We start from the raw sequence: 21,312 nt of genomic DNA, 5'->3' as shown, positions 1-21,312 counted from the left end.
AAACATCGATCCTGGCTCCCGCCACTCACACGCGAACGTGTTCACGGTGCGCTGGGGCTGGGACTGACGCGCGACCACCAAAAGGCTCAAGTGACGCCTACTGACGGGCAGTTCAACGAACTCCACAGATTGATCAATGACGGATTTCGGTCAAGTTGGCGACGCGTACATGACGGGCCCCGTCAACGCTGGCATGCTTCATTCCCGTCGCCGCAGTGCACTCCTGCAAAAGCACGCGCACCACACGATGCGGCGATCACGTCGGACATCGTCCGACCCACTCGCACCTCCAGCTCTACCGGGCGGCAACACCCCTGCCTGCCCGGCTGACTCCGGCCGTGCACACCCGGCCGCTGCAGAAGGAGTTCCGTGTGACTCGATCCCCCCGTAAGTCCGTCGCCGCGAGCGCGTTGATAGCCGGCGCCGCGATGATCGCGGCCGCGCTGCCGTCCGGTGTCGCCAACGCCGACACCAAGAGCGAGGCCCCGGCCAAGGCCCAGGCCCGCGCCGGCGCACTGCCGGTGCAGTTGTCGCCGTCGCAGCGTGGCGAGTTGCTGGCCGCGGCGAACACGTCCCGGGCGGTGACCGCCAGGTCGCTGCACCTGAAGTCGCAAGAGGCTCTGATCGTCAAGTCCGTCCTGAAGGACGCGGACGGCACCCTGCACACCCGCTACGAGCGGACCTTCGCCGGACTGCCGGTCCTGGGCGGCGACCTGGTCGTCCACACCGCCGCGAACGGCTCCGCCAAGGGCGTCACCAAGGCCACCAACGCGACCATCACCGTCGCCTCCACCACCGCCGCCAAGAGCGCCGACTCCGCGAAGACCTTCGCGCTGGGCCGTGCCAAGGCCAAGGGCGTCGCGAAGGCGAAGGCCGGCACCGCCCGCAAGGTCGTCTGGGCTGCGTCCGGCACCCCGACCCTGGCCTGGGAGACGGTGGTCGGCGGCACCCAGGCCGACGGCACCCCCTCCGAGCTGCACGTCATCACCGACGCCAAGACCGGCAAGAAGCTGTTCGAGTTCCAGGGCATCGAGACCGGCGTCGGCAACAGCAAGTACTCCGGCCAGGTCACCATCGGCACCACACCGGCCGACGGCAGCTACTCGATGACCGACGCCATCCGCGGCGGCCACAAGACCTATGACCTCAACGGTGGCAGCTCCGGCACCGGCACGCTGTTCACCGACCCGGACGACACCTGGGGCGACGGCACCACCAACGACCGGCAGACCGCCGCCGTGGACGCCGCCTACGGCGCCCAGCTCACCTGGGACTACTACAAGGACGTCCACGGCCGCAACGGCATCAGGAACGACGGCGTCGGCGCCTACTCACGCGTCCACTACGGCAACGCCTACGTCAACGCGTTCTGGTCCGACGCCTGCTTCTGCATGACCTACGGCGACGGCTCGGCCAACGCCAAGCCCCTGACCGAGATCGACGTGGCCGCGCACGAGATGACCCATGGCGTCACCTCCAACAGCGCGGGCCTGATCTACCGCGGCGAGTCCGGCGGCCTCAACGAGGCCACCTCCGACATCATGGCCGCCGCCGTGGAGTTCTGGGCCGACAACGCTTCCGACACCGGCGACTACCTCGTCGGCGAGAAGATCGACATCCGCGGCAACGGCACCCCGCTGCGCTACATGGACAAGCCCTCCAAGGACGGAAGGTCCGCCGACGCCTGGTACTCCGGTATCGACGGCATCGACGTCCACTACTCCTCGGGCCCGGCCAACCACTGGTTCTACCTGGCCTCCGAGGGCAGCGGCGCCAAGACCGTCAACGGCGTGGACTACGACTCGCCGACCTCCGACGGCCTGCCGGTGACCGCGATCGGCCGGGACGCCGCCGCCAAGATCTGGTACAAGGCCCTCACCACCTACATGACCTCCTCCACCGACTACGCCGGTGCCCGCACCGCCACCCTCCAGGCCGCCGCCGACCTGTACGGGCTGGGCAGCGACACCTACATCAACACCGCCAACGCCTGGGCCGCCATCAACGTCGGCCCGCGCATCGTCGACGGCATCATGCTGACCAACCCCGGCCCCCAGACCAGCGCGGTCGACACCGCCGCCGGCCTCCAGATCCAGGCCACCGGCTTCAACCCCGGTGTCCTCACCTACTTCGCCACCGGCCTGCCCGCCGGCCTGACCATCAACCACGTCACCGGCGTCATCACCGGCACCCCCACCACGGTGGGCACCAGCGACGTCACCGTCACCGTCAGAGGCTCCAAGCACGGCATCACCACGGCGACCTTCACCTGGTACGTCGCCAGGGGCATCTTCGAGAACACCACCGATGTGTCGATCCCGGACGGGGGCGCGGGCGTCCCGGGCGCCTGGGTCTTCTCGGACGTCGACGTCACCGGGCTCTCGGGCCAGGCGCCGAGCGACCTCAGGGTGGATGTGGACATCAAGCACACCTACCGCGGTGACCTGGTCATCGACCTGGTCGCCCCCGACGGCACGCTGTACCCGCTGAGGAAGTGGAACTGGCGCGACTCGGGCGCCAACCTGCGCGCCACCTACACGGTGGACGCCTCCAGCCAGGTCGCGAACGGCACCTGGAGGCTCCAGGTCCGGGACATGGAACGCCGCGACACGGGCTACATCGACAACTGGAAGATCATCTTCTAGGCTTGCCCGTCAACCCCACCAAGATTGTTTCTTGGTGGGGTTCGTCGTTTGCCCGACAGCTGGGCGGCCTTTGGGTGATCGTGTCTCGCCCCGCACCCCGCCACCCGGCCGGCAGATCAAGCTCAGAGCGCGACGCTGAAGCGCCGGGTGACGCCCGACAGCCCTTTACTTGTAAGGGTCATGGACCGCCCCTCTCAGGGATCCATTGCCCCGCAAGGTGGAGAACGGGCCCCGCAGGTTCACCAGGGAGCATGAGGAGACAACTCGATTCCGCCCGTAACTTCGGACCAGCGACGATGGCAGGGAGCCGGCGTCGGCCACGAGGGGGCAGGTCCGTCATGAGAACAGTGGATTCGGCGCGCACGGGGGCGCCACGCGTGCGCGGCATCGCCGCCCGGGCCGGCGGCTGGAGCGCACGGCACCGATGGGCGGCGGTGACCGTCTGGGTGCTGTTCGTCGTTCTCGCGATGGGACTCGGCTCGGCGGCCGGCCGGGTCGACGTGAAGGAGAGCGACCAACTGTCCGGCGAAGTGAGCCGGGCCGTGCAGATCACCGAGGACGCCGGGCTGAAGGCTCCGGCGGGCGAGACCGTGCTCGTCCAGGCCGACAGCTCCTCGGTGAAGGCCACTTCACCGGAGTTCCGCTCGGCCGTCGATGCCGTGATGCAGGCGGTCCAGTCCACCGGTGAAGTGACCGCCGTGACCTCTCCGTACTCGACGAAGAGCATCTCGGCGGACGGTCGCAGCGCGCTCGTGCAGTTCGAGATGCGGGGGGATCCCGAAACGGCGAGCGCGCGCGTCGAACCGGTGCTGAAGGCCGTCGACAAGGTCCAGGGCGAGCACGACGGTCTCGTGATCGAGGAGATCGGCAGCGCCAGCATGGGCAAGACCTTCGAAGACGCCTTCGGCGACGACTTCCAGCGGGCCGAACTCTCCGCCGTACCGGTCGCCCTGGGCATTCTGCTGATCGCGTTCGGGGCCCTCGTCGCCGCACTGCTACCGGTGGCTCTGGCCATCACGGCGATCATCGCGACCATGGGGCTGATGGGCGTGGTCAGCCATCTCCAGCCGATGAGCCAGACGGCGAACTCGGTGATGCTGCTGGTCGGTCTGGCCGTCGGTGTCGACTACTGCCTCTTCTATCTGCGGCGCGAGCGCGAGGAAAGGGCCAAGGGGCGCGACGCCCAGACCGCCCTGATGATCGCCGCGGCAACCAGCGGACGCGCGATCATCGTCTCCGGTGTGACGGTCTGTGTCGCGATGGCAGGCATGCTCTTCACCGGTCTCGCCGAGTTCGAGGCGATGGGGCTCGCCTCACTCATGGTCGTCGCGGTCGCGATGGTCGGCTCGGTGACGGTCCTTCCCGCCCTGCTCTCGCTGCTCGGCGAGCGGGTCGAGAAGGGGCGGGTGCCGTTCCTCAACCGCCTCAAGCGGTCCGCCGACAGCCAGCGGAAGTCGGCCGTGCAACCGGGCGCTGCGAGCGGCGAGAGCCGGGTGTGGCGGGCGGTACTCAACTCGGTGCTGCGCCGCCCCTGGACGGCGCTGGTGATCGCGGCGGGCGCACTCACCGCGATTGCGCTGCCCGCCGTCGGCATGCACACCCAGAACCTCACCCTGGACCAGGAGTTCGGCAGCTCGCTCCCGATCGTGCAGACCTACGAGCGGCTCAACGCGGCATTCCCCGGCGGCGCCGACCCGGCCCGGGTCGTGGTGAAGGCCGACGACATCAACGCCGCTCCGGTACGTCAGGCGCTCGCCGACTTCCGTGAGCAGGCCGTCGCGTCGGGCGCCTCCAAGGGCCCGGTCGACATGGTGACGCACGACGCGGAGAACATCGCGGTCATCGACGTACCGCTGGTCGGTGGATCCGATCAGAGCAGGGCCGTCAAGAGCCTGGATCTGCTCCGTGACCAGGTGCGCCCGGACACGCTCGGCAAGATCGACGGCGTCGAGGCGCCGATCACCGGTCAGGTCGCGGGGTCGAAGGACTTCAACGACCAGATCGTCGGCGCGGTGGTGCCGGTGTTCGCCTTCGTCGTGGTCTTCGCCTTCCTGTTGATGCTGCTCTGCTTCCGTTCACTGACGATCGCGGTGACGTCCATCGTGCTCAACCTGCTGTCGGTGGGCGCCGCGTACGGCATCCTGACCGCCGTCTTCCAGCACGGCTGGGGCGCCTCTCTGGTCGGTGCGGAAGGGGTGGGGGCAATCGTCTCCTGGCTGCCGCTCTTCCTGTTCGTGATCCTCTTCGGGCTCTCGATGGACTACCACGTGTTCGTGGTGTCCCGGATCCGGGAAGCCCGACTGCAGGGCCGTTCGACCAGGGACGCGATCGCCCACGGCGTGGTGACAACGGCAGGCGTGGTGACCAGCGCGGCGGTCATCATGGTCGCGGTGTTCGCGATCTTCGGCACGCTGTCGATGCAGTCCATGAAGCAGATGGGCGTAGGCCTGGCCGCTGCGGTGCTGATCGACGCGACGATCATTCGCGGGGTGTTGCTGCCGGCCGTCATGGCGCTGCTCGACGAACGCAACTGGTACCTGCCGAAGTGGCTGAGGTGGCTGCCGGACCTGACACACGACGAGTCGGGCGTCGCGGACGGGGTGGGCGACGACCGGGCCCCCGGTGCGATTCCCTCCCCTGCCGTTGGGGCCACGGGGGAGACCCCGGACAGCACGCTCACCGGACAGTCCCGATAAACCCTGCTCAGGCGGGCAGTTCGGCTTCGATGAGGCCGACTGCCCGCTTTGTGCCTCCCTCCCCCGCCATCTGCTCCCGCACCGCCGCCGCCTTCGCCGCCACCACCGGGTCGCCGGCCAGAGCAAGCACTGCGGTGCGCAGCGCCTCCGGGGTCACCTCGTCCATCGGCAGATGCCGGGCGACGCCCAGCGCCTGCAGCATGTCGGCGTTGCCGAACTGGTCGACCGCCTGCGGGACGGCGACCATCGGGGTGCCGGTGGCGAGCCCCTCCTGGCTGCCGCCCGCACCCGCGTGGGTGATGAACGCGTCCGCCTGCTCGAGCACGGAGAGCTGCGGCACCCAGGAGCGCACCTCCACATTCGCGGGTACGTGCCCGAGTTCGGCGACGTCGACGAACGCACCGATCTGGAGCACGACATGCCAGCCGGGCAGGTCACCGAACGCCTCGATGCAGTCGCGGTAGAAGCCGGGCTGCTGGGTGAAGGCCGAGCCGAGCGACACCAGCAGCACCTTTTCGGCATCCGCGGGCCGCTGCCACTCCCCCTGGTCGGCACGGTCGCCCAGGCAGGCACCGACGAAGGTGTGGACCTCGCGGTCCACCCGGTCCGCGTTCGGCTGGAGCACCTCGGGGATCAGGACGATCGAGCGGCGCGGTCGGCCGACGAACGGGTCGGGATGCTGGTCGATGCCGTTCTCCGCGAGCCAGTCCGCGAACCGCTTGCGGTATGCCCGCCCGCGTTCACTGCGCATCAGCTCGGCGGTCATCGGCTCGCCGACCTCCTCCTCGTACCCGTCCCAGGCGACCAGGTTGGGCGAGAGGGAGACCGTGGGCACGCCCCAGCGGTGGGCGAGGACGCGGGCCGGGTAGGAGGTGATGTCGTGCAGGACGAGGTCCGGCTCGTCCCCGTCGAAGGCCTTGATGAGCTGGGGCAGCGCCTGGACGGCGTCGTCGAGGAACGGCTCCAGGTGGTCGATCGGCTCGGTGCCCCAGTCCTCCGGCGCGGTGGGCAGGACCGAGGTGTAGAGCACCGGTTCGGCTCCGGTGGCGGCGACCTTCTCGGCGAAGGACGGCGGGATGGCATAACTGACGCGGTGCCCACGGCCGACGAGTTCCCGGATGACTTCGAGGCTCGGGTTCACGTGTCCGTGGGCGGCGATGGAGAACATGGCGATGTGGGCACGCGGGATATCCGTCATGCCCACACCATAGACGAGACGATACGTCTCGTCTATCCAGAATTCCTGGTCTGGTCAGCGCTGATAGCGCGCCAGGACCCGATTCCCGTCGTCGACCAGGCGTTTCTTCAGCTCGTCCGGTCCGATCGCCCCGCTGTAGTACTCCTGGAGTGCGGGCGTGGCGACCTTGTCCTTCCACTCGGGGTAGCCGCGCACCAACTGGGCGGGCGCCGGGCGCAGCCCCTTCGCGAGGGCGACGCCGGTCGCCCAGCCGTTCTCGGCCGTGTGCAGAGCTGGGTCCGCGAGCGCCGCCGTGCCGGTCGGGAGCATCCAGTCCCCCCGCGCCAGGCGCACCATGTTCTCCGGGCGCAGCAGGAAGTCGATGAACTCCACGGCCGCCTTCTTGTGCGGGCTGGCCTCGGCGACGGAAAGGGTCTGCGGGCTCACACCCTGGGCGAGCCCGTCACTGCCCGCAGGAGCGGGCAGTACGGTCCACTCGAAACCCTTCGGGGCCTGCTCGACGACCTGCTGACGGTACGAGAAGCCCAGCGGAACCATCGCGTACCTGCCGCCGAACAGCCCCGGAAGGGTGTCGGAGCCGCCCATGCCGAGCGTGGCGCGGGCGGCGCTGTGATCGGTGTTGACCTGGTCGCGGATGATGCCGGGCATGACCTCGTCGCCCTCGTCGAGCCGGATGGTCACCTTGCCGTCGGCGCCGCGGTGGAAGAGCCGGCCGCCGCTGGAGACTCCGAGGTTGAGGGTGACGGAGACCGGTTCCCGGAGCGGCCAGGCGACTCCGTACGCCGCCTTCCCCTCCCCCTTGCCGGTCAGTTCCTTGGTGACCTGCCGGAATTCGTCCCAGCTCCAGGGCTTCGCGGGGCTCGGGATCCGGACCCCGGAGGCCTTGAGGATCTTGGTGTTGGCGATCAGGACCCGGGGTTCCTGAAGGAACGGCACCCCGTAGACACCGTCGCCGAACGTCGCGGTCCGCCAGCTCTGCTGCGGGATGTCGGCGGCCAGCCGCCCGGGGAGCAGTGTGCGCAGGTCGGCGAGATAGCCGCCGTACGCGAAGTCGGCGAGGTCGTCGGAGGCGTCATGGATGACGTCCGGTGCCTCGTCGCCCTCGAAGGAGGTGAGCAGCTGGTCGTGCACGCTGTCCCAGCTGCCCTGGACGTACTCGACCTGAATGTCGGGATGGCCCCTGTTCCACTCCTCGACCAGTTGCTTGTTGGCGTCGACGGACTCCTTCTGCCAGGCCAGCGACTGGAAGCGAAGCTCGATCTTCCCGCTGTTGTCCGTTCCGCCGCCACCGCTGCAGCCGGTGAGGAGCAGAGCCAGTGCGGCGGCCGCGGCGGCTGCGGTACGCACGAGTGCCCGCATCAGCTCTTCACCGCCCCGGCGAGCATGCCCCCGGTGATCCGGCGCTGGATGATCGCGAAGAGGACCAGGGAGGGCAGGGTGGCGAGGAACGCGGCGGCGGCGAGCGGCCCGAGCTCGGCCGCGCCCTCCGCGCCGAGGAAGTGGGTGAGTACGACCGGCAAGGTCTGCTTCTCCGGTGTCTTGAGCAGGACGAGCGCGAAGAAGAACTCGTTCCATGCGGTGATGAACGCGAAGAGTGCGGTGGCGACGATGCCGGGGGCCAGCAGCGGGACGGTGACCGAGACGAGTGTCCGCAGTCTTCCGGCGCCGTCGACCGAGGCGGCTTCCTCGAGTTCGGGCGGTACGGCGCGGACGTACCCGACCAGCATCCACAGCGCGAACGGCAGCGCCCAGACGGCGTACACCGTGATCAGCCCCCAGAGGCTGTTGATCAGATGCAGATTCTTGAGGAGCAGGAAGAGCGGAATGATCAGCAGGACGAAGGGGAACGCCTGGCTGACGACGACCCAGCCGGTGGCGGCCGCCGTGAGCCCGGTGCGCTGCCGGGCCATCACATAGGCCATGGGCGTGGCGATGACGACGGCGATCAGAGCGGCGGAGGCCGCGGCGACCAGCGAGTTGGCGGCGGCCTGCAGCAGGGGCTGCTCGTCGAAGGCCTGCCGGAAGTTGTCCAGGGTCGGATGCTCCGGGATCCAGGTGGGGTGCAGGGAACCCAGTTCGCGCGCCGGCTTGAAGGCGGTGGAGATCAGCCAGAGAAACGGGAACGCCAGGAAGACGAGATAGCCCAGGAGCGCGACGTACTGTCCCGCGCGGGCGGATCTGCTGGTCCGGAGACTCACTGGTCCTCGCCTCCCCTGAGCCAGCCGACGAGGTGGACGGCGAGGACCACGGAGATCACCGCGACCATCACACAGCCCATCGCCGCGGCGTAGCCGAACTGGCCGTAGCGGAAGGCTTCCTCGTACGCGAAGAGCATCGGCAGCCGGGTCCGGCCACCGGGACCGCCGTTGGTCAGGACGTAGACCAGGGCGAAGGAATTGAAGTTCCAGATGAAACTGAGCGCGGTGATGGAGAGGGCGACCGGTCTGAGGGCCGGCCAGGTGACGGTACGGAACCGGCGCCAGGCACCCGCGCCGTCCAGGGCGGCCGCCTCGTGGAGTTCGTGCGGGGTGTTCTGGAGCCCGGCCAGAAGCGCGACGGTGGTCTGCGGCATCCCCGCCCAGACGCCGACGACGATCACGGCGGGCAGCGCGGTGGCGAGTCCGGTCAGCCAGTCCCGGCCGTCGCCGAGTCCGAGATCGCGGATGGTCTCGTTGAGGACGCCCGCGTCCGGGTTGTAGACCAGCCGCCACATGATGCCGACGACCACTTCGGGCATGGCCCACGGGATGATCGCGAGGGCCCGCGCCAGCCAGCGCATCCGCAGGTTCTGGTTGAGCAGGAGGGCGAGGCCGAGGGCCAGGACGAACTGCGGGACGGTGACGCCGGCCGCCCAGACGAGGCCGATCCGGAACGAGTCCCAGAAGAGTGCGTCGTGGAGCAGGTCCTGGAAGTTGAGCCCGCCGACCCACTGGGTGGAACGGGTGCGGCCGGACTGGGCGTCGGTGAACGCCAGCGCGACGCCGTAGAGCAGCGGGCCGACGCTGAGGATCAGGATCGGGATCAGGGCAGGCAGTACAAGGAACCACGCACCGGCGCTCCGGTTGACCCGCGGGGCTGCTCCACCGTGCGTGGACTTCGGGCTCCCGGGCGGGCCATGCCGCCCGGTCTGCACCGTTGCATTCGCTAACGTCATGAATTCGACCCCCTTGCGTCATTGGATCGGTTTCACCCGGATCTGGCCGCTCAGGTTGCCTCCGCCATGGTGCTGACGGGTCGTCGGTTCGTCAAGGTCGCCTGCACAGATGCGAAAATCGGATCCATGAACGAGATGCGTGCGCGCGAGGTACTCACCGCTGCCGGACTGTCCGACGGCGCGGAGCTGCTCGCGCTGGGTGAGAACGCGGTGTTCGCCGTCGGCGGCCTGGTGGTCAAGGTCGGCCGGAACGCCGCGCAGAACCCGGAACTGCTGGCCCGGGCCGAGCGCGAGGTGGCCGTCGCGGAGTGGCTCGCCGGATCGTCGGTCCCCGCGGTGCGGGCGGCTGAGCCGAAGGCCCGGCTGGTCGAGGGGCATCCGGTGACGGTCTGGCACCGGCTCCCCGACGCGGTACGTGCTGCCCAGCCGCGGGATCTGGCGCAGCTGCTCACCCTGGTCCACGCACTGCCCGCGCCGGAGGGCTTCACGCTGCCCCGGCGTGAGCTGCTCGGCGGGGTGGAGCGGTGGCTGCGGCTCGCGGGCGACGCGATCGATCCGGCCGACGCACAGTATCTGCGGGAACGGCGGGACGGATTCGCAGCGGCGGCCGCGGCGCTGGTACCGCATCTGGCGCCGGGGCCGATCCACGGAGACGCGCTGCCGCGCAATGTCCATGTCGGTCCGGACGGGCCGGTGCTGGTGGACCTGGAGACGTTCTCGACGGATCTGCGCGAGCACGATCTGGTGGTGCTGGCGCTGTCCCGGGACCGGTACGGGTTGGCGGCGGAGGCCTACGACGCGTTCACCGCCGCGTACGGCTGGGACGTAAGGGAGTGGGACGGCTGCGCGGTGCTGCGGGGCGCCCGGGAGACGGCCAGCTGCGCCTGGGTCGCACAGCACGCGCCGGGCAATCCAAAGGCGCTCGCGGAGTTCCGGCGCAGGGTGGCGTCCTTGCGCGAGGGTGACGCGGCGGTGCGGTGGTATCCGTTCTGAGAGGTGTCGCCGGGCTCGTCCGGCGGCCGATGTGTCCTCGATCGCCGGACGGGCTCGAGGATGCGGACCGACTCCGACCGGCCCCGGCACCGGGGCGGCCGCTTCGTCCTCACCCGCCTGACGACCGCGTGGCGTTCTGCGCGATTGCGGGCCGAAACGGTGACGGCCACCGACATGGAGACGGTGGCCGCCTGATTCGATGAGCAGGGTGTACGGCGTTCGATCGAGATCCAGGAGGGCACCTGTGAGCAGTACGGATCCGAAAAAGCCGCTCGTCGGCCCCACCCTGCCCGGCCCGCTGGTCGACAACGACTGGCTCGCACAGCGGCTCGGCGCGCCCGGACTTGTGGTCCTTGACGCCTCCGTGGGCGCGCACCGGGGCGCCGGACAGCGGATACCGGGGGCGCGGCCCTTCGACATCGACGGGGCGCTGTCCGACCACTCGGCCGCCGTGCCCCACACGATGCCCGACGCCGGCCGGTTCGCCGAGGAGCTGAGTTCTCTCGGCGTCGACGACGCCGGCACGGTCGTCGTCTACGACGGCGCGGGCATCTACTCCAGCGCCCGCGCCTGGTGGATGCTGCGGGCGATGGGGTTCGACCGGGCCGCGGTGCTCGACGGCGGCCTGCCCGCCTGGGCCACGGCCGGACTGCCGGTCGAGAACGAGAAGTCCGCGTACGGCGGCCCGCACGGCAGCTTCACCGCCCGGCCCCGCCCCGGGCTGATCGTCGACAGCGGCCAGGTGACGGCAGCGCTGGCCGATCCTGCCTCGGCCGTCTTCGACGCCCGCACCCGGGAGCGCTTCACGGGCGAGATTGCGGAGCCCCGCCCCGGGCTACGCGGTGGCCATATGCCCGGGGCGGTGAATCTGCCCTTCGGTGAACTCCAGCACGAGGGCCGGATGCGCCCGGCACAGGAGCTGCGCAAGGTGTTCTCGGCCCTCGCCGGAGACCGGGAGAAGCTGGTATTCAGCTGCGGTTCGGGAGTCACGGCCTGCGTTCTGGCCCTGGGGGCCGAACTGGCCGGCTACTCCGAGCCGGCCGTGTACGACGGTTCCTGGAGCGAGTGGGGTCTTCCCTCGCACCTGCCGGTCGTGAGGGGCCCGGGCACCGAGGACCGCCGGGCCGGCGGTCCGGACGACGTCGTCCCGTGAATGACGGACATTCACGGGCTGGACGGCCATGCCAGGGCCGACCGGGTGAGGCCTGCAGCGTCCCGGTATCAGTCCATGGTCGGAGTCGCGGCAGCGGCCGGTTCCCGGAGCGGCCAGTGGGGGTCGATCACCGCGTCCGCGGTGCCCTTGCGGCGCAGGAAGGACTGGAAGTCGGCTGCCCAGTCCGCGTACCACGTGATCTGACGCTCGTGGAGTTCGCTCGCCGTCAGCGCGGCGACCGAGCTGTGGCGTGCGGCTATCGCGTACGCCACCCGTACCGCCGCCAGCGCGTCCGCGCACGCGTCATGCGCGCCCCCGTGCACCACTCCGTACTCGACGCAGACCGCCTCCAGCGTCCGCTTGCCCTTGCGGTAGCGGTCGACCGCCCGGTCGATCGTGTACGGGTCGACGACCGGACCGATCCCGCGACCGCCGAGCCGGTCGCTCAGGGAGGGCAGCCTGTGCCGGCGCAACTCCGCCGTCAGCAGCGTCAGATCGAAGGCGGCGTTGTACGCGACGACCGGCACCCCCTGGCGCCAGTAGCCCGTGAGCGTCTCGGCGATCTCGTCCGCCACCTCGCGCACCGGCCGGCCCTCCGCCGCTGCCCGCTCGCTGCTGATGCCATGGATCGCCGAGGCCTGTGCGGGAATCCGGATCCCCGGATCCGCCAGCCAGGTGCGCTGCCGCACCGGCTCCCCGTCCCTGCCTGCGACGCAGACGACCGCGGCCGTCACGATCCGGGCCTCCAGCGGCTCCGTGCCCGTCGTCTCCAGGTCGAAGCCGACCAGCGCCTCCCGGTGCCAGCTCATCCCGTACCTCCTTTGTGGTGCTCTCCCCCAGGTGATGACCACCCTGCCATGCACCACTGACAACGCGTGCGACAGGTGACGCGTACGCCGGGCGGGGCGAAGGGCTCAGGAGACCGGCCGGGAGTCCGTCCACACGGACTCGAACTCCTCGCGGTACGTCTCGAAGAGCCCGTTCTCGTTGTCCTGCCCCGCCCGGACCACCGCCCGGCCGCCGCCTCGCAGCACCAGCACCGGCGCCTCCATGCCGCGTGCGCGCCGCAGATAGGGCTGGACGACACCCACCGCGTCCGCTCCGTCGCCGTCCACCAGATAGGCCGTAAAGCGCGGCGTCTCGTCGAAGACGTGGATCTCGAACGCGCCCGGATCACGGAGTTTGGAGCGGACCCGGCGCATGTGGAGGATGTTCATCTCCACCGACCGGCTCAGCTCGCCCTTCTTGAGCCCGAGTTCCCGCTCACGGCGCTTGACCGCGCTGCTTGCCGGGTTGATGAACAGCAGCCGGATCCGGCAGCCCGATTCGGCGAGCCGGACCAGCCGGCGGCCGGAGAAGTTCTGCACCAGCAGATTGAGGCCTATGCCGATCGCGTCGAGTCGGCGCGAACCGCCGAAAAGGTCCTCGGCGGGCAGCTGACGCTGCAGCCGGACCCGGTCGGAGTGGACGGAGACCACATCCGCGTACCGGTCGCCGACCAGCTCCTCGACGGCGTCGACCGGCAGCCGGTCCGCGGACGGCACCGCGGCGCCACTGCCCAGGATCTCCAGGAGGCGCGCCGAGGCGCGCTCGGCCTGGGCGAGGACCGCCTCGTTCAGCGCACGGTTGCGGGAGACGACATTGCGGGCGACCTCCAGTTCGTCGAGTGCCAGCTCGACATCGCGCCGGTCGTCGAAGTACGGCTCGAAGCAGGGCCAGTGCTGGACCATCAGCTCCCGCAGCTGCGGGAGTGTGAGGAAGCTGAGCACGTTGTCGTCGGCTGGGTCGAGCAGATAGCCCTTGCGGCGGGAGACCTCGCGCACGGCGACGGCGCGTTGCACCCATTCCTGCCCGGCGGGCCCCGCGGCGGCCACCACCCAGTCCTCGCCGTGCACCGGCTCGTAGATCGGCCGCAGCACCGCGGCGACCACGGAGCGCAGCCGCTGTTCCACGAGATTCAGCCAAATGTAGGCACGCCCGGCCCGCTGGGCCCGGGTCCGGACCTCGCTCCAGGCTTCCGCGCCCCAGCCCAGTTCGGCACCGATCTCCATGGGCTGCGCAAGCGATACCGCCCCGGGCGGGGCGTCGACGGATTCCCCCTCGTGACCTGGGTCACCTGGGGGCAGCTCGAACCCTCCCGAGCTCAACCGCGCACCGCCTTCCGCTCCCCCACCAACGATCAAGGAAGGGTACTCCGGGAGCGGGAGCCGGTGCAGCCGGATGGACAGGCTCCTTTCTCAACTCTCCCAGTCGCCAGGCGCGTTCCCTGGGGCAAGTTCTGCCGTAGTGAGGTGATTCATAGTGATTGAGCACCCCATCAAGGGCCGCATTCCGGACGTGCGCCCCGGTCAGGTTCTCGGACTCCGGTTCCGGGCGACACGGAGAGGCCCGATGTTGACCGGTCCGGCGGACGTGGCCGACCGGACCGCGCCACGTCCCAGTGCGCCTCCCGGCACGCCCTGCCCCGTCGCACCGCCCGGCACGCCCGCTCGCCGCGTCGACCACAAGCCCTGGTGGCTCGTTCCCCAAGCTCTCAGCTCCGTTCGAGCAGGGGAGACCCCACCCCCATCGCCGGTGACGGCACTCGGTCCGGGGCACTCTTTCGGGGAAGATCTGGCCGGGTCGGTCCCCAGTGCCCCCAGCTCCCGGAGCAGAAGTGGAAGAGTCATATCTATGCAGGTCTGGCCGGGACAGGCGTATCCCCTCGGTGCCACGTACGACGGCGTCGGCACCAACTTCGCGGTCTTCTCCGAGGCCGCCGACCGAATCGAGTTGTGCCTGCTGCACGACGACGGTTCCGAGACAGCGGTGGAGCTGAGGGAGACCGATGCCTTCGTCCGCCATGCCTATCTTCCCGGGGTGATGCCCGGTCAGCGGTACGGATTCCGGGTGCACGGGCCGTACGAGCCGCAGCGCGGAGCCCGCTGCAACTCGGCGAAACTGCTCCTCGACCCGTACGCGCGGGCGGTTTCCGGGCAGATCCGGTGGGGCGAGGCGGTGTATGGCTATCCGTTCGGACAGCCCGACGCGCGCAACGATCTGGACTCGGCGCCGCACACCATGAGCTCGGTGGTGGTCAACCCGTACTTCGACTGGGGCGACGACCGGCGACCCCGTACGGACTACCACCGCACGGTGATCTACGAGGCCCATGTGAAGGGTCTGACGATGCTCCATCCGGGGCTGCCGAAGGAACTGCGCGGTACGTACGCGGCGCTGGCGCATCCGGAGGTCATCGCGCATCTGACGGAGCTCGGGGTCACGGCGATCGAGCTGATGCCGGTGCACCAGTTCGTCCAGGACCACCGGCTGGTGGACGCGGGGCTCGCCAACTACTGGGGCTACAACACCATCGGTTTCTTCGCCCCGCACAACGCATATGCCTCCCGCGGCGACCGCGGAGAGCAGGTGAGCGAGTTCAAACAGGCCGTACGGGCACTGCACCAGGCGGGCGTCGAGGTCATCCTCGACGTGGTCTACAACCACACCGCGGAAGGCAACCACCTGGGACCGACGCTGTCCTTCCGGGGGCTCGACAACGCCTCGTACTACCGCCTCGCGGACGATCAGCAGTACTACATGGACACCACGGGGACCGGGAACTCGCTGCTGATGAGGTCCCCGCACGTGCTGCAGCTGATCATGGACTCGCTGCGGTACTGGGTGACCGAGATGCATGTGGACGGCTTCCGCTTCGATCTCGCGGCCACGCTGGCCCGGCAGTTCCACGAGGTGGACCGGCTGTCGTCGTTCTTCGACCTGGTGCAGCAGGACCCGGTGGTCAGCCAGGTGAAACTGATCGCCGAGCCATGGGACGTGGGCGAGGGCGGCTACCAGGTGGGCAACTTCCCGCCGCTGTGGACCGAGTGGAACGGCAAGTACCGGGACACGGTCCGGGACCTGTGGCGGGGTGAGCCGCGGACCCTCGCCGAGTTCGCGGGGCGCCTGACGGGGTCCTCGGACCTGTACCAGGACGACGGCCGGCGCCCGCTCGCCTCGATCAACTTCGCCACCTGCCACGACGGCTTCACGCTGCATGACCTGGTCTCGTACAACGACAAGCACAACGACGCGAACGGCGAGAACAACCAGGACGGCGAGAGCCACAACCGGTCGTGGAACTGCGGCGTGGAGGGCCAGACGGACCAGCCGGAAGTGCTGGAGCTGCGCGAGCGGCAGATGCGGAACTTCGTCGCCACGCTGATGCTGTCCCAGGGGGTGCCGATGCTGAGTCACGGCGACGAGTTCGCACGGACGCAGCACGGCAACAACAACGCGTACTGCCAGGACAGCGAGCTGTCGTGGGTGCACTGGCCGGAGCCCCGCAAAGCCGGTACGGAGGACGAGGAGGGGGACGGTCAGGAGTCCCGCAGCAGCCTGCTGGAGTTCACCCGGGCGATGGTCTGGCTGCGCCGCGACCACCCGGTCTTCCGGCGCCGCCGGTTCTTCCACGGGCGGCCGGTGGAGGGCACGCACGACGAGCTGACGGACATCGCCTGGTTCACGCCCGAGGGCAGTGAGATGACACAGCGGGACTGGCAGGCGGCGCATGCCAAGGCGCTGACGGTCTTTCTGAACGGGCACGCCATCTCTGAGCCGGGCCCGCGGGGCGAGCGGATCTCCGACGATTCGTTCCTGCTGATGTTCAATGCGAGCGCCGATACGCTGGAATTCGCCGTTCCGGTGAACCACGGCCGGCAGTGGTCGGTGGTGGTCGACACGGCCCGCCCTGAGGGGGTTCAGCCGGGAGGGGGCCCGAAGGTGTCTGCGGGCGACCGGGTGTCGCTGGTGGGGCAGAGCATGGCGGTGCTGCAGCGGCCGGCGTAGCGGTCGGAGCGGCACGCCCACCGAACCGACCCCTCGTCCGGATGGATCGGCCGGATGCCGTGTCACAGTCGGCCCCAGGCTGGGTACGTACGTTCGCATGACACCCACCGCCACGTACCGGCTCCAGCTCCAGCCGGACTTCCCGTTCTCGGCCGCCGGGCGCGCGGTGCCGTATCTCGCCGCCCTCGGTGTCTCCCATCTGCACCTGTCGCCGGTCCTCGAAGCCGTGCCCGGCTCCCGGCACGGCTACGACGTGGTCGACCACAGCCGGGTCCGGGCCGAGCTCGGAGGTGAGGCGGGGCTGCGGCAACTGGCGGCTACGGCGCGGGAGCACGGACTCGGGCTGGTGCTGGACATCGTGCCGAACCACATGGCCGCCGCTCCGCGCCACAACCGGGCCCTGTGGGAGGTCCTCCGCGAGGGCCCGGACTCGCCGTACGCCCGCTGGTTCGACATCGACTGGGCGGCGGGCGACGGGCGGGTGCTGCTGCCGGTGCTCGCCCGGCGGATCGGCGACGAGATGGAACGGTTCCAGGTGGACGGGGAGGTGCTGCGCCACGGCGAGCACGAGTTCCCGCTCCGGTCCGGTACCGCCGGTCTTCCGCTGCCGAAGCTGCTGGACGCCCAGCACTACCGGCTCGGCTGGTGGCGGCTGGCCCGTACCGAGCAGAACTACCGGCGGTTCTTCACCATCTCGGACCTCATCGGGGTCCGGGTGGAGGACCCCGAGGTGTTCGCGGCCACCCACGGCAAGATCCTCGAACTGGTCCGGGACGGTGTCGTCGACGGACTGCGCATCGACCATCCCGACGGGCTCGCCGACCCCGCCGGCTATCTGGAGCGGCTCGACGAGGCGACCGGCGGGCGGTGGACGGTCGTGGAGAAGATCCTCACCGGTACCGAGCCGCTGCCCGCGGGCTGGGCCGTCGCGGGGACGACGGGGTACGACGCGCTGCACCGGATCGACGGGCTGTTCACCGATCCGATGGGCGCCACCGAGCTGCTCGGCCGGTACCGGGAGTTCGCCGGCCCGGCCGGGGACCGAGGCGGCTACTGGTCGGCGACGGTCCGCCGGGCGGCGTACCAGGTGGTGACGCATGAACTGGCCGCGGAAACCGCCCTGCTGACCCGCCTCGCCGTACGCATCTGCGCCAAGGACCCCGCGCTGCGCGACCACGCCCCGTGGGCGCTGCGCACCGCCATCGACGAACTGCTCGTCCGCGTCCCGGTCTACCGCCCGTACGTCACGGCGGGCGGGCCCTGCACCGAGGCGGCGGAGGCGGCGCTGCCCGACACGGCCGTACGGGACGCCAGGGCGTTGTTCTCCGTGGCCGAGGAGGCGACGGCCGTCGATGTGGTGCGGGACCTGGCGCTGGGGCGGCTCGGTGACGGGCCGGACCGCGCGGCGTTCTGCGCCCGGTTCGCGCAGACCGCGTCGGCGCTGCGGGCCAAGTCCGTCGAGGACACGGCCTTCTACCGGTACGTGCCGCTGATCTCGGCGACCGAGGTGGGCGGTGATCCCGGGTGCCCCGCGGTGGCTCCGGAGGAGTTCCATGCCTTCTGCACCCGGCTGGCGCGCGACTGGCCCGCCACCGGCACCGCGCTGACCACGCACGACACCAAGCGCAGCGCGGATGTGCGGGCCCGGATCGCGATCCTGTCGGAGTGTCCGCAGCAGTGGTCGGAGCTGCTGACGGAGCTGGCGCGGGCAGCCCCGAACACGGTCGCGCCCGATCCGCAGCTGGCCTGGCAGGCCTGGCAGACGGCGTTCGGCTGCGCGAGGCTGCCCGCCGATGAGCTGGCGGGCCGTCTCGAACCCGCGCTGTTGAAAGCCGTACGGGAAGCGGGCCTGTTCACCAGCTGGACGGAGCCCGATCAGGTCTACGAGCGGGCGGTGTCGGACTTCGTCATGGCCGGTCCCGCCGCCGGCACCGGGCCGGCCCGGGATGCGTTGCAGCGGTTTGCGGCCTCCCTCGAACCCTTCACCCGGGCCAACGCGCTCGGCGCGGCCCTGGTGCAGCTGACGATGCCAGGGGTGCCGGACCTGTACCAGGGGACGGAGCAGGAGTACGTGGCACTGGTCGACCCGGACAACCGGCAGCCGTTCCGCCACCCGCCCGAGGACGGTCCCGTCAGCGAGAAGGCAGCGCTCACGATGGCGGCACTGCGACTGCGGCGGAATCAGCCGGAGCTCTTCGGCGAGTCGGGGACGTACACCCCGCTGACCGCGCAGGGCCCGGCGGCCGCGCACTGTCTGGCCTTCTGCCGCTCCGGGAAGGTCGTCACGGCGGTGACCAGGCTGTCGCTGCGGCTGGCCGGGGCGGGCGGCTGGCGCGGGACGACGCTGGCGCTGCCGGGCGGCGGGCCGTGGACCGATCTGCTCACGCCGGGACGGGAGTTCCCGGGCGGTCCGGTCGCGGTGGACGCGTTGTTCGCCGAACGACCGGTGGCGCTGCTCCGTGCCTGTTGTTGAACCGCGGGCGGACCGGTCCCGGGGTTGAGGACCGGAACTCAGCCGGGTCGTATGAGGAGGGTCCGGGGGCCGCGGGTGAGCAGTCCGGTACTGGACGGACGGAATCCGTCCGCCCAGCGGAGCCGGGGCATGGCGTCGAGCAGGGCGCGTACACCCTGTTCGGCCTCCAGCCGCCCGAGCGGGACGGCCGGACAGGACTCCGGTCCTGCGGTGGACCGGTTCTGGTCGGTCCGGAAGGGGTCGAAGAGATCGGGGGCGGCGTACCGCTCGGGGTCGCGGCCCGCCGCGCCGATCAGACAGGCGACGGGCACCCCGGCGGGGAGCGTGCCACCGCTGACCCGTACCTCGGCGACGGTGCGGCGCAGCACGACCTGCACGGGCGGGTCGCGGCGCAGCGACTCGGTCCAGGCGCGGTGGGCGAGGGCGGGTTCGATACGCAGGGCGGCCAGGAGGTCGGGGGCGTCCAGCAGATTGGCGAGGAGGGAGGCGAGCGCCGTCTCGCGGAGGCCGGTCCGGCTGATGCAGGGGGTGATGAGGTGACCGGGCGGCTGCGCCGGGTCCTGGGAGGTGCCGGGGGCGGCTGCCCCCACGGGCAGCCAGCGGCAGAACTCCGTGACAAGATCGGCCTGTTGACGCCCTGCGATGCGGTGTGCGAGGACGTAGGCGGTCCGTTCGACGCGTTCGGAGAGGTGGCGGGGCACGGTCGCGGCCGGCCGCGCGATGTCCTGCGGCCGGGGCAGGCAGAGCCTGCTGCCGTGACAGACCCCGCGCGGCGCGGGGCCGCCGCGGGGCTCGCCGTCGTGCGGGAAGCCGGTGAACCGCGGGTCGGTGAGGGCGGTCGACACATCGGCGTGCCGGCTGAGCAGCCAGGCGCCGAGCGGGGCGTCGTAGCTGAGCGGGTACTCCTCGCGCAGCACGCGGTAGAGCCGGTACGGATCGTGCGCGGCGCCGGGCGCGAGCAGGCTGGGGCCGGTGCCGGGCCGGGCGGTCCGGTCGGCACGGCGACCGAGGTCCTGGGCGGGCGGGGGTATGCCGTCGGGCGCGTCGGCCTGCATCCTGGCCCCCCGGGGTCGGTGCGCCGCTGTGCGGCGCGGATGAACCAAGGGGACCACGGCGGAGCGCTCGGCGCAGTGGAGGTACGGCCGTTCGGGTGAGGGTGGCCGTCGCGCGCAGCAGCTCCGCGACCGCCGCAGCGGCCCATGTCAGCTGCACCCGCGAAAGTCAGCTGATCGTCGGGTGGAGCGCGCAACCGTCCGATGTGGCCCACCGTGTCCACGCCCACCCGACGCTCTTCGAAGCGGTCGGCGAGGACTCTCTCGCCCTCGCCGGACGCGGCCTCCACCCACAGGCGTGATCCACGCCCCGGCTCAGGCCGGACGCCCGGGAAGCCCCGGCGCCCCGGGCGGCTTGAGTGCGGGCGCGGACAGCCGGAAGGTGATCCGGCCGAAGCTCACCTGGTCCCCGTCGCGCACCGACACCGCACCGGTCACCCGCTGCCCGTTCACACACGTGCCGTTGGTCGAGCCGAGGTCGCGCAGGATCCAGCGGCCGCCCTGCACGGTGAGTTCGGCGTGCTTGCGCGAGACGGTCTCATGGGTGAGCCGCAGTCCGTTCGCCGGATCGCGGCCGATGAACACGGGGTACGGGCTCGGGGCGGGCAGCAGCAGTTTCGGCAGCCGCTCGGCCTGCCAGGCCCTGCGTACCCGGGCCGGGAACCCGGACACCTTGCCGACCACCCGGAACAGCCTCTGCGTCCAGCGGCCTTCGCTCCGCAGGTCTGCGGTGAGTGCCGCCAGCTCCTCCGGGCGGCGGGCGGCCAGGGCCAGTTCCATGCGCCGTACGAACGTGTCGTGGGAGAGCCTGCCCTGCGCGGCGCCTTCTCTGAGCACACCGAGAACACGGTCGCGCTGAGCATCGGACACCCGCGCGGGATACGTGTGGAACTCGAAGGACGACGTCACAGGATCAATTGTCGGGGCGACCGCCTCGCAGTGTCCAGAACAACTCCGCTTGCCGCCCGCCTGACCGCCGCGGGGCGGAGGGGCGTCCTCGTGCCGAATTATCGTGCACCAGACCGTAATCCGGTGGACGCTCCACCACAGGACCGGATACGGTGGCCATCCGCCCGAAGACCGAGGAAGGAGGCGAGAACAGTGCGTACGAGTACCACTTC

15 protein-coding genes and 1 pseudogene are annotated in these 21,312 nt (G+C 70.5%); 8 read left to right on the top strand and 8 right to left on the bottom strand.

What is annotated here, in order from left to right; all coding sequences use genetic code 11:
- The first annotated feature begins 428 nt into the window (after positions 1-428).
- Together ACIBB8_RS07675 and ACIBB8_RS07670 are read left to right on the top strand one after the other, a co-directional pair.
- The gene (locus tag ACIBB8_RS07675; protein WP_398949703.1) at positions 429-2,645 is read left to right on the top strand and encodes a M4 family metallopeptidase; all 2,217 of its coding nucleotides are present in this window, start codon (positions 429-431) and stop codon (positions 2,643-2,645) included.
- Positions 2,646-2,983: 338 nt separating this feature from the next.
- Positions 2,984-5,341: an MMPL family transporter gene (locus tag ACIBB8_RS07670; protein ID WP_398949512.1), complete on the top strand. Its 2,358-nt coding sequence runs from the start codon at positions 2,984-2,986 to the stop codon at positions 5,339-5,341.
- A 7-nt stretch (positions 5,342-5,348) separates the two neighbouring features.
- Here ACIBB8_RS07670 and mgt read toward each other — a convergent pair whose 3' ends face one another.
- The 4 genes from mgt to ACIBB8_RS07650 are packed head-to-tail and all read right to left on the bottom strand — an operon-like array spanning position 5,349 to position 9,693.
- Entirely contained in the window at positions 5,349-6,539 is a 1,191-nt protein-coding gene (gene mgt, locus ACIBB8_RS07665; protein ID WP_398949511.1) for a macrolide-inactivating glycosyltransferase, read from the bottom strand.
- 54 nt (positions 6,540-6,593) lie between these two features.
- The gene (locus ACIBB8_RS07660; RefSeq protein WP_398949510.1) at positions 6,594-7,898 is read right to left on the bottom strand and encodes an ABC transporter substrate-binding protein; all 1,305 of its coding nucleotides are present in this window, start codon (positions 7,896-7,898) and stop codon (positions 6,594-6,596) included.
- The gene (locus ACIBB8_RS07655; RefSeq protein WP_398949509.1) at positions 7,898-8,737 is read right to left on the bottom strand and encodes a carbohydrate ABC transporter permease; all 840 of its coding nucleotides are present in this window, start codon (positions 8,735-8,737) and stop codon (positions 7,898-7,900) included. The genes ACIBB8_RS07660 and ACIBB8_RS07655 overlap by 1 nt, the downstream gene beginning before the upstream one ends.
- Positions 8,734-9,693, bottom strand: coding sequence for a carbohydrate ABC transporter permease (locus ACIBB8_RS07650; protein WP_398949508.1), 960 nt, complete (start codon positions 9,691-9,693; stop codon positions 8,734-8,736). The genes ACIBB8_RS07655 and ACIBB8_RS07650 overlap by 4 nt, the downstream gene beginning before the upstream one ends.
- A 126-nt stretch (positions 9,694-9,819) precedes the next feature.
- Between ACIBB8_RS07650 and ACIBB8_RS07645 the strand changes: the two genes are divergently transcribed.
- From ACIBB8_RS07645 to ACIBB8_RS07635, 3 genes are read left to right on the top strand one after another with little or no spacing between them, the layout of a single operon-like run.
- Positions 9,820-10,686: a phosphotransferase enzyme family protein gene (locus ACIBB8_RS07645; RefSeq protein ID WP_398949507.1), complete on the top strand. Its 867-nt coding sequence runs from the start codon at positions 9,820-9,822 to the stop codon at positions 10,684-10,686.
- Between the two features lie 60 nt (positions 10,687-10,746).
- Positions 10,747-10,881 (top strand): hypothetical protein, encoded by a 135-nt coding sequence (locus tag ACIBB8_RS07640; protein ID WP_398949506.1) that lies wholly within the window; start codon positions 10,747-10,749, stop codon positions 10,879-10,881.
- 49 nt (positions 10,882-10,930) lie between these two features.
- On the top strand, positions 10,931-11,839 hold the full coding sequence (locus ACIBB8_RS07635) for a sulfurtransferase (RefSeq protein ID WP_398949504.1): 909 nt from the start codon (positions 10,931-10,933) through the stop codon (positions 11,837-11,839).
- Between the two features lie 68 nt (positions 11,840-11,907).
- Here the strand turns inward: ACIBB8_RS07635 and ACIBB8_RS07630 are convergent, their stop codons facing one another.
- Both ACIBB8_RS07630 and ACIBB8_RS07625 read right to left on the bottom strand, forming a co-directional pair.
- Positions 11,908-12,648 (bottom strand): 3'-5' exonuclease, encoded by a 741-nt coding sequence (locus ACIBB8_RS07630; RefSeq protein ID WP_398949503.1) that lies wholly within the window; start codon positions 12,646-12,648, stop codon positions 11,908-11,910.
- Positions 12,649-12,753: 105 nt separating this feature from the next.
- A complete protein-coding gene (locus ACIBB8_RS07625) occupies positions 12,754-13,986 on the bottom strand; it encodes an SAV2148 family HEPN domain-containing protein (RefSeq protein WP_398949502.1) in 1,233 nt (410 codons plus the stop codon).
- Between the two features lie 526 nt (positions 13,987-14,512).
- Between ACIBB8_RS07625 and glgX the strand changes: the two genes are divergently transcribed.
- On the top strand, positions 14,513-16,666 hold the full coding sequence (gene glgX, locus ACIBB8_RS07620) for a glycogen debranching protein GlgX (RefSeq protein WP_398949501.1): 2,154 nt from the start codon (positions 14,513-14,515) through the stop codon (positions 16,664-16,666).
- 97 nt (positions 16,667-16,763) lie between these two features.
- Positions 16,764-19,139, top strand: a complete 2,376-nt coding sequence (gene treY / locus ACIBB8_RS07615; RefSeq protein WP_398949500.1) for a malto-oligosyltrehalose synthase — start codon at positions 16,764-16,766, stop codon at positions 19,137-19,139.
- A gap of 38 nt (positions 19,140-19,177) precedes the next feature.
- Here the strand turns inward: treY and ACIBB8_RS07610 are convergent, their stop codons facing one another.
- Positions 19,178-20,194: a cytochrome P450 gene (locus ACIBB8_RS07610; protein ID WP_398949499.1), complete on the bottom strand. Its 1,017-nt coding sequence runs from the start codon at positions 20,192-20,194 to the stop codon at positions 19,178-19,180.
- Positions 20,195-20,337: 143 nt separating this feature from the next.
- Between ACIBB8_RS07610 and ACIBB8_RS07605 the strand changes: the two are divergent.
- A pseudogene (locus ACIBB8_RS07605) lies at positions 20,338-20,493 on the top strand (dihydrolipoyl dehydrogenase); the annotation flags it as partial.
- A 13-nt stretch (positions 20,494-20,506) separates the two neighbouring features.
- Here ACIBB8_RS07605 and ACIBB8_RS07600 read toward each other — a convergent pair.
- Positions 20,507-21,100, bottom strand: a complete 594-nt coding sequence (locus ACIBB8_RS07600) for a DUF1707 and FHA domain-containing protein (protein ID WP_398949498.1) — start codon at positions 21,098-21,100, stop codon at positions 20,507-20,509.
- Positions 21,101-21,312 lie beyond the last annotated feature (212 nt).

This window comes from Streptomyces sp. NPDC051286, from assembly GCF_044455345.1.
GTDB lineage: Bacteria > Actinomycetota > Actinomycetes > Streptomycetales > Streptomycetaceae > Streptomyces.
This window is presented reverse-complemented; position numbering and strand designations above follow the sequence as displayed.